7 protein-coding genes are annotated in these 14,279 nt (G+C 41.7%); 3 read left to right on the plus strand and 4 right to left on the minus strand.

Annotated elements, in window-relative coordinates:
- Positions 1-22: 22 nt before the first annotated feature.
- Complete coding sequence (gene smrB, locus DN599_RS02720; protein WP_110456108.1) at positions 23-550, plus strand: endonuclease SmrB; 528 nt, start codon at positions 23-25, stop codon at positions 548-550.
- A gap of 170 nt (positions 551-720) precedes the next feature.
- Here the strand turns inward: smrB and sixA are convergent, their stop codons facing one another.
- Positions 721-1,191, minus strand: a complete 471-nt coding sequence (gene sixA, locus DN599_RS02725; protein WP_110456109.1) for a phosphohistidine phosphatase SixA — start codon at positions 1,189-1,191, stop codon at positions 721-723.
- Positions 1,192-1,467: 276 nt separating this feature from the next.
- On the opposite strand from sixA, the gene DN599_RS02730 reads away from it, so the two are divergent.
- Both DN599_RS02730 and DN599_RS02735 read left to right on the plus strand, forming a co-directional pair.
- Entirely contained in the window at positions 1,468-4,200 is a 2,733-nt protein-coding gene (locus tag DN599_RS02730) for an insulinase family protein (protein ID WP_110456768.1), read from the plus strand.
- 602 nt (positions 4,201-4,802) lie between these two features.
- Positions 4,803-9,107 (plus strand): EAL domain-containing protein, encoded by a 4,305-nt coding sequence (locus DN599_RS02735; RefSeq protein ID WP_239473208.1) that lies wholly within the window; start codon positions 4,803-4,805, stop codon positions 9,105-9,107.
- An 897-nt stretch (positions 9,108-10,004) separates the two neighbouring features.
- Here DN599_RS02735 and DN599_RS02750 read toward each other — a convergent pair.
- The 3 genes from DN599_RS02750 to fadI form a co-directional block, all read right to left on the minus strand.
- Positions 10,005-10,205: a hypothetical protein gene (locus DN599_RS02750; RefSeq protein WP_110456112.1), complete on the minus strand. Its 201-nt coding sequence runs from the start codon at positions 10,203-10,205 to the stop codon at positions 10,005-10,007.
- Positions 10,206-10,473: 268 nt separating this feature from the next.
- Complete coding sequence (gene fadJ / locus DN599_RS02755; protein WP_110456113.1) at positions 10,474-12,591, minus strand: fatty acid oxidation complex subunit alpha FadJ; 2,118 nt, start codon at positions 12,589-12,591, stop codon at positions 10,474-10,476.
- A 4-nt stretch (positions 12,592-12,595) separates the two neighbouring features.
- A complete protein-coding gene (gene fadI / locus DN599_RS02760; RefSeq protein WP_110456114.1) occupies positions 12,596-13,906 on the minus strand; it encodes an acetyl-CoA C-acyltransferase FadI in 1,311 nt (436 codons plus the stop codon).
- Positions 13,907-14,279: the final 373 nt, after the last annotated feature.

The raw sequence follows: 14,279 nt of genomic DNA on the forward strand, positions 1-14,279 counted from the left end.
TCGGATTCAATAAAATAGCCCCATGAATAAAGAAAAAGATGAAGGTCTGGCGCTTTTTTCGGCCCTGACCCAAGGCATAAAGCCGCTTAAACAAGATAAGCGTCATTTTTCGACGCCACAAAAAACCAAGCGGGAAGTGGAAACCAAAACCACAGAACTGCATGCCGACAGCTATTTTTCAGATACTTACCAACCATACTTGCCCACCGAGGGTGCAATGCGTTGGGCACGTGACGATGTCGACAGCTTTGAAATCAAGCGGCTACGCCGCGGTGATTACCAACCCGAACTGTTATTAGACCTCCATGGCATGCGCCAATCTGAGGCCAAATTAGAACTCGCTGCCCTGCTGCAAGCCTGCATAAAACAACATTGCGCATGCTGTTGTGTCATGCACGGCCATGGCACAGGCGTATTAAAACAAAATATTCCTATGTGGCTTGCCCAGCACCCGCATGTAAAGGCATTCCATAAGGCCCCTAAAGAGTGGGGCGGCGATGCTGCGCTGCTGGTGTTAGTCGATGTAGGCGAACGTCATGAGTGGGACTAGCCCACAAAAAAAGACGCTTTAAGCGTCTTTTTAAATGCCGAAATCTGTTTAATGCCGATAACGTTTAACGCAGGTAACTCTTAGTACAGATAACTTCTAGTATTCGATAATACTGATAAATCACCATAGAGACTTTATCATATTTTCCGCATTAGCCATTCATACCACGACTAACTCACAGTGTGAGGTGTATTTTGCCACGAGAGTGATGCCCTTTCGCCATGCTTATCTATCAAGGTGATCCCTGAAGTTGCAAATAACGGCGGCTCAATACCTGGCACTAATTCACTGACCATATAGCCAAGTAACGGCATGTGAGCAATCACTAGCACATTATCTGCCTTATATAATTCACCGTAAGCTAAAACAGTCTCGACCGCACGCTGCGGATCGGCTGATGGGGTTAAATCGTCCAGCACTTGCCAATGTCGAGGCTCAGGAAAGTGCTTACTCACTTCTTGCCAAGTTTGCTGAGCACGCAAATAGGGGCTAACCAAAACTAAATCAATATCAGTGACACGCCTCGCTAACCAATTGCTCATTAATTCGGTTTGGTGACGTCCAGTATCAGTCAATACCCGTTCCCGATCGGAATGTGCATTATACCCAGCGTCCCCATGTCGCATCAAAAAAAGCTGCATACTACTTCTCGCTACAATATATTTTTATTCTTCCTTGGCAATTGTAGCGCTAAAGTCAACCGTAACACACCTAAAGTCTGTTAATAATTAGTCGAATAGGCGATAAGGTATTTGCCAAAGTCGTTTTTCGAGACCACTATGTAGGCTTAATTGTTTTATTTACCCTTTAGCGAGCAACTTCTTTATTAGCGGGTTGCCATAACGGTTGGAGCCGCTCAATTGCCAACGTCAACTTGTATCACTCAAAGCCCCAATGATCATCGTCAGTATCGCTATATGCAACTTAGCAATCGATTAAGGGTACTTTTAGTAGAAGATTGGCAAACCAACCAAGCCGCAGCTTCTATGGCGGTAAATGTGGGTCACTTTGACGATCCTAGCGCCCGCCCAGGTATGGCACACTTCTTAGAACATATGCTCTTTCTGGGTACCGAAAAATACCCCGATTCGGGCGAGTATCATGCATTTATTAATCAACATGGTGGCAGTAACAATGCATGGACGGGGACAGAGCAAACCAACTTCTTTTTTTCAATCGATGCCGACGTTTTTGAGGAGTCACTCGATCGCTTTAGTCAATTTTTTATTGCACCTTGTTTTAATCTCGATTTGGTTGACCGTGAGCGACACGCCATTGAATCGGAATTTAGCCTAAAACTGAAAGACGATATTCGCCGTGTGTATCAAGTGCAAAAAGAAACGGTAAATCCAGCTCATCCATTTAGTAAATTTTCCGTGGGTAATTTACAAACCTTATCCGGCAGCCAACAAACATTACGCGACGAGTTAGTGGCATTTTATCAGCAGCACTACAGCGCAAATTTAATGACACTTTGTTTGGTAGCGCCCTTACCTATTGATACATTAGCCCAATTAGCCAAGTGCTATTTCTCATCCATTGTGAATAATGATTTGCATAAACACTATCCTGCCACGCCGCTCTACCAAGCAGCACAGTTAGGCCAACAGATAAACATAGTGCCACTTAAAGAGCAGCGCAGAGTCGCAATTACCTTTCCGCTACCCGCCATTGACGGCTTCTATAAACGCAAGCCCCTCACTTTTATCAGCCATTTATTGGGTTACGAAGGTAAAGGCAGTTTACTCAGTTACTTAAAAAGTCAGGATTGGGCTGCAAATCTCTCGGCTGGCGGCGGCGTAAGTGGCTATAACTTTAAAGATTACAACATCAGTATTCAGTTAACCGATAAGGGACTTGCGCAACTCGATGATGTCATTCAAGCGACATTTGAATATTTAGCACTCATCAAAAATAGTGGCTTAGCCGCGTGGCGCTACCAAGAGCGGGCCAATCTATTAACCCTAGCGTTTAAGTACCAAGAACAGATAAAAGCACTCGACTTAGCGAGTCATCTCAGTATTAACATGCACCATTATGATGTGGAAGATATCGTTTATGGTGATTACCGCATGGATGGGCTCAATATCGCGGAAACCCAAGCCTTATTGGCATTAATGACACCAGATAATCTGCGCATTCAGCTGATCTCGCCAGAACTCGACACCAACAGACAAGCGGCGTGGTATCACTCCCCTTATAAAATCAACCCCATTGATAAGGATCGTGTAACCCCATGGTACAACCCCACTATTCGTCAGGAGCTTAGTCTTCCAGAAGTTAACCCTTTTATTATTGCCGATTCAGTCGCAAGAAATGACAAAAGCCCGCACCATGTTCCTGTGATTGTCTGTCAAGAAAATGGCTACCGGATTTGGCATCGAAAAGACGATGAATTTAATGTACCGAAAGGACATATCTACCTATCCCTAGACTCACAACAAGCGACCGCCACTCCCCGTCATGCTGCGCTGACACGCTTATATGTCGAGATGTTGTTAGATTATTTGACAGAATACACTTACCCCGCCGAAGTGGCAGGACTCAGCTATAATATTTACCCCCATCAGGGCGGTATTACACTGCATTTAACCGGCTTTACCGGCAAACAAGAGGCTCTACTGGCGTTATTAATCAACAAAGCCAGAGAGCGTAATTTTACCCAAGAGCGTTTTAAACAAATTAAGAAGCAGATATTACGCAGCTGGTATAACCAAAGCCGTGCCAAACCTATCTCGCAATTATTTACCAGCTTAACGGTTACACTGCAACGACGCAGCTATGAGCCACTGCGCATGGCTGAAGAGTTAGAAAAACTCACCTTAGACGATCTGCACGAGCATATCAGCCGCTTCTATGAGAAGTTGCATTTGGAAGGGTTAGTCTATGGTGATTGGTTAACTAAAGAAGCTAAAGCCTTAGGTAAGCGACTCGAGCATATTTTGTCACTCGTCTCATCCCCTAGTGGCGAGTCTGAGCGCGAACTGATTAACCTTGAAAATATCGGCACCCTCATCAGAGAGGTACGCGTCGCACATCAAGATAGTAGTATCATCGTTTACTATCAATCGGCACAAGCATCGACGTTAAACATGGCATTATTTAGCTTGCTCAACCACACGATGTCGTCGACCTTTTTTCATGAACTGCGCACTAAACGTCAATTGGGTTACATGGTCGGTACTGGCTACTTACCACTCAATCGCTACCCTGGCATGATTTTCTATATTCAATCACCAACAACTGGGCCCCTGCAACTGCTGGAAGCGATTGATGAGTTTATCGCTGACTTTAATTATGCGGTGATGCAGATAACCAATATCCAGTGGGAACTCACCAAACAAGGCTTAATTAGCCAAATCATGGAACATGATCCCAACTTAAAAACCCGTGGCCAACGTTACTGGTCCAGTATTGGCAATAAAGATTATCAATTTAACCAACGAGAGCTCGTCGTAGAGCAAATAAAACAATTAACTCGTGCAGACTTAATCCAATTTATGATGCAAAAAATGCGCACTAAACATTGCGATCGTCTCGTATTATTTACCACGGGTGAGCAACATCAAAATCAGGAGCCACTCAACTCAGACAATATGATCACAGACCTGCGCTCATTTAAACAGCAAGCACCCAAATTTAGTTATTAACACCTGAACAATACACTAGGGCCTGTTGATCTTTGCTGGTTGAATGTTGTTCGAGACAAAAACGTTTTAATCGAGGCGAGTGGATTACAGCCTGGTCATCTAAGCAAAATTCACTTAACAAAGAGTAAAACGTTTTTTAGCCGACCCCTTCGGCAGCGTTTGTTGGGTATTTCTACGGCGTTCTCAGCTTTTTATGTAGAATAACTACACCACAAAGCTTCTGCCTTGTATAAATACCCAATAATTCACTGTAAAAACAACCTTGAAAGGTCAACAGGCCCTAGGGCAACTCCTTATTTTGAACCGAGCTTGGCATCAGTTCAGCATGATGCAAGCAAACCATATGCCGAAAACACAAGGCAAACCTTTGATACAAAAAGGATTAATATGGAAGGTATGTAAAAATCATCAAGAAAACTGATTAATCCATCCATTATTTACCGTCTTATCTTTACACCATGAAACAGCTCATCTAACACATAGTGTACTTATTCGATGGCGCAAGGCATTAAAAGCAAATGAAAATAACAATGATTAACATACAACAAAATTCAGTGTTCTTTTGACAAATCATTCACTTTCTGGAAAAGTAGGTTAACTACATGCTGCCTAAGCACTACTGGCTAATAATCAAACTAATAATTATGCCTAATCCCTTGAAAAATTTATTACTAATTCTTTTTTTTACACTATCTTTTTCTGGTTTATCCCTCGCCAGCGAAGCGATCAATCCTACTGTTTTACTCAAAAGTAAAACTTACACAGTTCAAGACGGCTTATCGCAAAGTACTGTGACATCAATAATAGAAGATAAAAATGGATATATTTGGGTAGGGACGCTAAACGGACTTAATAGATTTGATGGCAAAGAATTCAAGCACTACTTTGCAGATAAAGAGTCAGGGTTGCCGAGTTCTTTCATAAGAAGTTTGGCTATAACAAATAATGGTACTCTACTTGTTGGCACCGATAGAGGCTTAGCTAAATATCAACCAAATAGTGATACTTTTAAGAAACTAACTCTATCTAAAAAAAATAATCTCCCTATCTGGTCTCTAAATAAATTTAAAGAAAAAATATTAGTAGGTACAGAGAAAAGTGTGTTCATTATGGATAGTGATGAACACATACGTGAATTACACACAGGGAACCACAATGGAATAAAAAAAATAGTTTCATTCAATGGAAACCTAATAATAAAAACATATCTCGGAGAATTATTTAATATATTGACAAAAACAACATTGATGCAGAATGTTCTCGATGTTGAAACTATAAATAACAAACTAACAGTCTTTACTAAAAATGGAGTTTTCATTTTAGATAACGAAGATGTAAAAAAAGTAAGCAGCAATATATATAACAATATTCACAAGAGTGGTGAGGTCACATTACAGTTTAACAACGGGGTTATATCTAAAAGACAGAGTGACGAAACCACTCTTATCGGAAAAGTAACAATTGAAAAGACCAACGTTTTATACAAAGGTAAAAAAACTATATTTTTAGCACCGGAAAACATGGGCTTAATATTAATACCAGAACAACTAAATCTCGTATCATCAATAAACATACCAACAGTTAACACATGGTCCATATCAAGCGATGGTCAATCTAAAATAGCAGTTAGTAATGACTCAAAAAAAATATCAATATATGATACTGCTTTCAAAAAGATTTTCGATTTAGACAGCCAACCTTCAGGTCCTAAATCAACACTTATCAATGCTGACAAACTATATATTGGTTCTAACGATGGACTTTTCTCATATGATTTATTGACAAATGAAACTATAAAGATAAGTAGTAAATCTTTTTTTATTATAAAATTAAGTAATAACAAAGAAGATTTATTGGCAGGTACGATTGATGGTGAATTATTAACTTACAACTTAAAAAACAAATCCACCTCCTCATTGAAGATAGATAAGGAGAAACCAATATTTGATATAGTCAATATTGAAAGTGATATATATATAGCGACACAAGGAGGCTTATTTAAAGCCTCTAAAAATCAAGTAAAAAAACTATATTCAGACAGTTTTGTAGCAAGCCTAGCTCCTGCAAAAAATGGAGTATACTTTGGGACAGACAAATCTCTATTGAAATACAAAGATAATAACAACTCCATAACTGAAGAATACAAAAACAACAAACCTATATTTTCAATAACTATAATAGACGACCTTATTATTTCCACATCAATAAAAGAAGTTGTTATTAAAGACTTAGAATCAGGAAAAAACACTATATTAACAGGTGATTTTGGTGTGCAAGATGAATACAATGCTCAATCGAAAACAATAATAGGGACTACTCTTTACTTAGGCGGGACTGAAGGCGTTAGCGCTATTTCAACAGAAAAGATATATCATGCTATTAATAACTCAACACTTCCTAAAGCTAATCTAGAAAAATTGTTAATTTTCAACATCCCAGAAAAAAACAATGGTCTAATATTATCAAAACCTTTATCGCTAACTGAATCAATAACACTAAAGTATTCAGACTATCCTTTTACATTTACTTTTAATAATCCTGGGAACCCATTTAACAATACTGAATATATATATCAAATGAGTGGTTTATCAGACACTTGGATTGAATCAAAAGGCATAAACTCAGCGACATATACTAATCTATCATCAGGTGAATACACTTTTAATGTAAGGGCCATTGATTCGCTCACGAATCAATTAGGACCAATTAAATCAATAGATGTTGAAATAACGCCACCTTGGTGGCTATCATTTCAAGCTAAGTTCGTTTATTTCTCCACCTTTTTAATCATTAGTGGTCTTATTACCAAAGCAGTACTCAAAAAACGAGAAATACAACGCCAAATAGCTAAATCCGAAGAGCGCTTAAAATTATCACTCTGGGGAAGTGGCGATGAGATGTGGGACTGGGATATAGAAACGGGACAAATTTATCGCTCAAATATCTGGGGATCATTAGAGTTTCCCCGCGACGGCCAGCGCTCTGGAGAGCATGGACAAGAAAGCAATATTCACCCTATGGATCAAGAGCGTGTCAATACCGCACTGAACAAACACTTCTATGGTGAAACCGATCATTTCGAAGCAGCCTATCGCGTGAAAGGCAAAGATGAACAATGGGTATGGATTTTAGATAGAGCAAAAATCGTCGAGCGCGATGAAAATGATAAAGCACTGCGCATGACTGGCACTATCAAAAACATCAGTAATTTCAAGCAGGCAGAAGAGCAATTAAGGTTATTTGAACGTGCAATTGAGAATATCTCTGAAGGCATGTTTATTTTAGACAATGAATTTAAGTTTGTTGAGGTCAACGAAGCTTGTTGTGATTTATGTGAAAGAAGCCGCACTGACTTTATCGGCTCACTATTTAAGTTCGATCTCTATCCAGAAAGTTACTCTCAACAGATCCGTTTAATATTACAACAACAAGGCAGTTGGAGTAATGAAGTCGAATCGCCTAAGGGGATTAATAACAGCTTTTTGATGGAACTCACGGTCGATGCCATTTACGATGAGCAAGGAGTGCTCTCTCATTATGTTGGTGTATTTTCTGATATTTCACGCCGTAAACAACAAGAAGAAGAGCTGAGAAAGCTCACCAACAACGATTTATTAACCAATCTCCCCAATCGCTCGAGTTTAATGGTGACATTAGGAAATCTAGTCAAAAAGGATACCCATCATACTTTAATGATCCTCGACCTAGATAACTTCAAAAAAATTAATGATTCATTAGGACATCAAGTTGGCGATGAACTACTGATTAAAGTAGCCCATAGAATAGAAGCAACCGTACCAAGCCATACTAGTATCTATCGGTTAGGAGGTGATGAATTTGCCATCCTTATCGATAATAATCCTGATATTGGATCAAGTGCAATTATTGCAAATAATGTGGTAGACGCGTTTTCTAATCCTTTCGAGCTCACCAGAGACAGAGTTGTCGTTGGAGTCAGTATTGGTATTGTGCTGTATCCTGAAGATGATCAAAATGAACAAGCATTACTGCGAAAAGCCGATATCGCTATGTACCATGCTAAATCAGCTGGCGGTAATCGTTACCAATTTTATTCAGAATCGCTCAATCGCAATGCTATTCGCCAGCTGGAAGTTGAAAATCTGATAAGACAAGGGCTGAAAGATGATCTATTTGTGGTTTATTATCAGCCAAAAGTCGATCTCAAGTCGGGTAAAATGGCGGGAATGGAAGCGCTCGTTCGCTTAAATCACCCAACCCTAGGTTTAATTCCGCCCAACGAATTTATACCATTAGCTGAAGAAAATGGGCTTATAGTAGAAATTGGTGAAGTGGTAATGCGTAAAGCCTGCTTCGCGGCACAAAATTGGCGTAATCAAGGATTGTTTAATGGCCGTGTGGCCGTCAATTTATCATCGCTACAATTTGCACTACCCGATCTACAGCAACGTATAGAGTCAATTTTACGTCTCACTCAACTGCCCGCAAATAATCTCGAACTTGAAATTACCGAAGGAACCGTCATAAAACAGCCGGAAAAAGCCATAAAAGTGATGATGCAATTATCAAAAATGGGCGTCAGCCTAGCATTAGATGACTTTGGCACCGGGTATTCCTCACTCTCCTACCTTAAACGCTTTCCAATCAATACTCTAAAAATAGATAAGGCGTTTGTAGATGATATCGATAAATCTGATAGGGACTTAAAAATGGTCGACTCAATTATCACTATCGCCCACAACATGGGATTATCTGTCGTAGGCGAAGGCGTTGAAGACGCATCACAACTTAGTATATTAAAAGCCCTTAAATGCGAGGAGATACAAGGTTTTATATTCAGCAAGGCAGTTAATGAACATGACTTTAGTGAGCTTTTACAGCGAGAAAACTTACAACCTCATTCAATAGATAACATTAAAAAAGCATAGAACAATTTATAGCTTTAGTTATCGCTATAGCTTTACTTTAAACCCAAACAAATACACATAAAAACAACAAAGATCGCACGAAACAGTGCAAACTTAAAACATGGCATAACACCTGCAATACACCTCTCAGACGTCAACAATTTGTTGGCAATAATAAAATGATAAACTCTGAGAGAATGAACACTATGATTACTTCAATTGTTACTGCCATCGCCCTTGCTCTTTCTGTAAATGCAACTGATAACAATTCACTTACAAATATTGACATTAACAACTTAAAAAATTCAGTAGCAACTGCTGGCATCCCGAACATTCGTTTTAAGCCTGTTGAAACCGCTGGCATTCCTAACATTCGCTTTAAACCTGTTGAAACCGCTGGCATTCCTAACATTCGCTTTAAGCCTGTTGAAACCGCTGGCATTCCTAACATTCGCTTTAAGCCTGTTGAACTCACTGGCATTCCTAACATTCGCTTTAAGCCCGTTGAAACCGCTGGCATTCCTAACATTCGTTTTAAGCCTGTTGAAACTGCTGGCATTCCTAACATTCGTTTTAAGCCTGTTGAAACNGCTGGCATTCCTAACATTCGTTTTAAGCCTGTTGAAACCGCTGGTATTCCTAACATTCGCTTCATCAACTCTGCAACGGCTTAAGTTTAAAGGAGAATCATTATGTTGAAATCAATAAAGAAAGCTCTTGGACTTAACAACAAACCCGAACGGAAAAAAGTCAAACTACCACCAGGTCTGGATCGTCTAGAAGTAATCCCAGCTAAGGGATGGTGGAATTAATTCGCATCTTCAAGCAAGGGCTCACCAAATACAATCACAAAAAAAGGAGCATTTATGCTCCTTTTTCGTGATAGTAGTAATAACCGAGTGACTAAAGCGCTAAGCATTACAGGCGGATAATTGCAGCACCTTTACCTTGAGCACGCTTGATAGCTAAACGCTTATGAGTTGCTAACAAGGGGTAACCAGCCGGACCAATAAGCAAACCTAATAAGGCCCAACGTTTAACCCCAAGCCCAGCGCGAAACGCCATATTGCCCATGACCACACTACTAAATGTGAGAATACTACCTACCAATACAATCACTTAAACCCTCAACTGTTAACTTATTGACCCGCTACTGCTCATCACTTGTGTCATGACACATTTAGCTATGTTTGCCCCAACGACTTTGCCAAGCATATTTACCAGCAGGCATGATAACGAAACCAAATTGACAAGTGAATAAAAAATAGGCAATCATTTTCCTTAAGCCAAAAAAAACGCGGCATAATGTTGCCGCGTTGTTAACAATAACCCATCATTTTACATTAAGGTTTGTATGGTTACTTTCAATTATTAACAAGCTCACTTATTAATGAAATTGTGCACCTGAGGTCGCCATGTCCACCAGTGTATCGCAGGGTTTAAATCGTTCACCATGGACATTGGCATAACGGTTCAATTGCTCTACTAATTTATCTGCCCCTAAGGTATCGATGTAGCGGAAAGGCCCACCTAAAAACGGCGGGAAACCTATCCCAAATATTGCACCGATATCACCATCACGTGCTGAAGCAATAATTCCCTCTTCTAAACAGCGCACCGCTTCATTGAGCATCTGCACAACACAACGTTGTGCCAATTCAGTGGCATCTGTACTGGCAGATGGACTTAACCCCAACAGGGTATATACCGTCTCATCGACCTGTTTCTTTTTCGATTTAGACCCGTATTGATAGAAACCTTTGCCATTTTTACGACCCTTACGCTCGTCAGAGAGCAACTTATCAAAGGCTGCTGGCGCCTTAAAACGCTCGCCAAGTTCTTTCTCTAAAATAGGCGAAATCTTAGCCCCAACATCAATGCCAACTTCATCGAGCAACGTCATGGGTCCAACCGGAAAACCAAACTTGACTAAGGCTTTATCTAGATGATCAACGCTTTGCCCTTCCAACAATAAGTTTGCAGCTTCATTCATGTACAAGGCTAAAATACGGTTGACATAAAAACCAGCGCCGTCTTGCACGACAATCGGTGTCTTACCTTGCTTACGTGCAAAGGCCACTGTGGTAGCAATCGTTTGCGCCGAGGTTTTTTCATGGGCTATCACCTCGACAAGAGGCATCTTTTCGACTGGCGAGAAATAGTGTAAACCAATCACATTTTCAGGACGCTCTGCCGCCTCTGCAATTTGCGAGATAGGCAATGACGAGGTATTTGAGGCAAAAATGGTCTCTTCGCCACATTCACGCTCAATATCTTTAACCATCTGATGTTTTAAGGCTAAATCTTCAAATACCGCTTCAACAACGATATCTGCATCTTTAACGCCTGTATACTCAGTGGTCGTGGTCATCAGAGACATAATATTATCACGCACGGCTGGCGTCATATGACGCCGCTTAACCCCTTTATCCAGTAGCTTGTAGGCATAGGATAATGCGTTGCTTAATCCAGTTTCATTGATATCTTTGACCCGCACCGGAATTTTAGCTTTAGTCGTGGTCACTGACGCAATGCCACCGCCCATTAAGCCGCCGCCCAAAATCACCGCTTTATGAACGGGTTTAGGTTGCACGTCACCTGCACCCGACTCTTTTTTCATCTCTGTGGTGGCAAAGAAAATACTTCTTAACGCTGCCGACTCGGCCGACACCACTAAGTCACCAAAATGACTCGCTTCGACATCAAGGCCTACGACCATGCTTTTGGTCATGCCTTGACGTACGCAATCGATGATTTTAGCGGGTGCTGGATAGTTACCTTGAGTCTTTTTATTCACTTGCTTTAACGCTTGATCGAACACAATATTGCGCCCAACAGGCGTGCCTTCTAGCAGACGATTGACCAGCGACACTTTACCTTTAGGCGCTATTTTTTTGCCCGTGAGCGCCATCTCTATGGCCGTTTGCAACAAAATGGACTCTGGTACCACATCGTTCACTAAGCCCATTTTCAAGGCTTGTTTAGGGCGAATTTGCTTCCCCGTCAACATCATATCCAACGCGGTAGTGATCCCCACCAAACGCGGTAATCGCTGGGTACCGCCGCCGCCGGGTAATAAGCCTAACTGTACTTCAGGCAGTCCCATCATGGTTTTATTACTGTCACTGCACACACGCTGATGACAGGCCAATGCCAACTCTAATCCACCACCTAAGCAGGCACCATGAATGGCGGCAACCACGGGAATATTTAGCGACTCTAGAGCCTGAAACACCTCATGACCCTGTTTGGACAGCTGTCTTGCATCTTCGGCGGTTTGACACGCAGCCAACATAGAAATATCTGCACCAGCCACAAATGAATCTTTTTTACCCGATACCAAGACGATGCCACGGATCTGTGGGTCCGCTTTTATCTCGGCCAACATTTCACAGATCTCTGGGCCAAATTCGGCGCGCAGGGTATTCATTGTTTCACCAGGCACATCCATTGTCAGAACGGCAATGCCATTTTCCAGACGGTTTAAACTAAAACTCTTTTCCATGAGATCACTCCACTTCTACAATCATTGCTGCACCAAGACCACCCGCGGCGCAGGCCGTGGCAAGGCCCGTGCCCCCACCGCGTCGTTTCAATTCACGGCACACTTGAGTGATCAAACGCGTACCTGTGGCGGCAAAAGGATGACCATAAGCCAGCGAACCACCCAGCACATTAAATTTACTCATATCAATTTCACCGATGGCGCGATCACGACCAAGCTTTTCTGCGGCAAATTTCTTCGACGCGAACATCTGCATATTAGCCAGGGTTTGCGCCGCAAATGCTTCGTGCATCTCGATAAGGGTTAAATCTTCCAGCTCCATTCCCGCTCGCTTAAGGGCTAACGGCGTAGCGTATGATGGGCCCATCAACATATCTTGCCACACATCAATGGCGGTAAAAGCGTAGCTCTTGATATAGCCAATAGGTTGATAACCTAAGGCTTTAGCACGACTTTCGCTCATCAACAACACCGCCGAAGCACCGTCGGTTAATGGCGTACTATTAGCAGCGGTGACTGTGCCATGTTTACGATCAAACGCGGGGCGCAGTTTGGCATAAGACTCTAGAGATGAATTTTGACGAATATTATTATCCCGATCGATAAAGGACTTATAAGGCGGCACATGGGCTGTCATCACTTCATCGCGTAAGTTACCTGAATCCCATGTTTCTGTCGCCAAGGTGTGCGAGCGATGGGCAAGCGCATCTTGATCGGCGCGGCTAATATTATAGGTTTTAGCCATCTGCTCTGCCGTTTGCCCCATTGACAAGCCGGTTGAGTATTCGGCGACCGCAGGCGGGACGGGTAATAAATCTTTTAAACCAAGGCGTCTAAAGATAGCCAGCTTTTGGCTAAAAGTACGGGCTTTATTCAAATCCACTAGCGCATGAGCCAGTTTTTTTGACACACCTATGGGTAATACTGAAGAGGAGTCGGCGCCACCAGCAATGCCGATGTCGATATTGCCCGTCATGATAGATTCAGCCACATTCACGGTCGACTGGAAACTGGTCGCACATGCTCGCGTCACGCTGTAAGCATCGGTCGCTACGCTCATGCCTGTGCCAAGCACAATTTCACGAGCAATATTGGGCGCTGCAGGCATCTGCACCACTTGCCCATAAACCAGTTGCTCAATCTCCTTAGGGTCCAGCTCTGAACGGGCAAGCAGTTCGTTAACCACCATTTTGCCCATATCCAACGCCGATACACCATGAAACGCGCTCGCTTGCTTAGCAAACGGGGTTCTAAGCCCCATCACAATCGCAATACGATCGCCCTTTGCATTCCTAACTTGCTGTAGATGACTCATTTTTTGCCCTCGTGTCACGCCTATTCGAATAAATTCTCATGGCGCAATTATTATTGTTCCCTTACCCACAGATTCAGCTCATTAACCCAAGCAATCAAACAGGTCAGACCATGAAAGTGTGATCTGATTCTAACTTCTTATTCCAAAGTTTTAAACACTTGTTTGGTTTATAGACAGTGAAATTGAAAAAATTCTGTGTTAACAATGTTTAATAAACTAATTACTCTGAGTGATTAGTGTAATTTCCACCACAAGCATGCTAACTTATTTTGTTTCTATGCAATTGCAATGGACAGCTCGAGGCCAATTGGTCCTGTATTTAGACTAGCCAAAACTGGTCTGAATTTTTTACCATATGCGCTGTCTATAGCTC

Source organism: Shewanella algidipiscicola, assembly GCF_900380485.1.
Taxonomy (GTDB): Bacteria; Pseudomonadota; Gammaproteobacteria; order Enterobacterales; family Shewanellaceae; genus Shewanella; species Shewanella algidipiscicola.

Coding starts and splice junctions, on each gene's coding strand:
- smrB (WP_110456108.1), top strand. CDS start 23: ATGAATAAAGAAAAAGATGAAGGTCTGGCGCTTTTTTCGGCCCTGACC.
- sixA (WP_110456109.1), bottom strand. CDS start 1,191: ATGCAGCTTTTTTTGATGCGACATGGGGACGCTGGGTATAATGCACAT.
- DN599_RS02730 (WP_110456768.1), top strand. CDS start 1,468: ATGCAACTTAGCAATCGATTAAGGGTACTTTTAGTAGAAGATTGGCAA.
- DN599_RS02735 (WP_239473208.1), top strand. CDS start 4,803: ATGCTGCCTAAGCACTACTGGCTAATAATCAAACTAATAATTATGCCT.
- fadJ (WP_110456113.1), bottom strand. CDS start 12,591: ATGGAAAAGAGTTTTAGTTTAAACCGTCTGGAAAATGGCATTGCCGTT.
- fadI (WP_110456114.1), bottom strand. CDS start 13,906: ATGAGTCATCTACAGCAAGTTAGGAATGCAAAGGGCGATCGTATTGCG.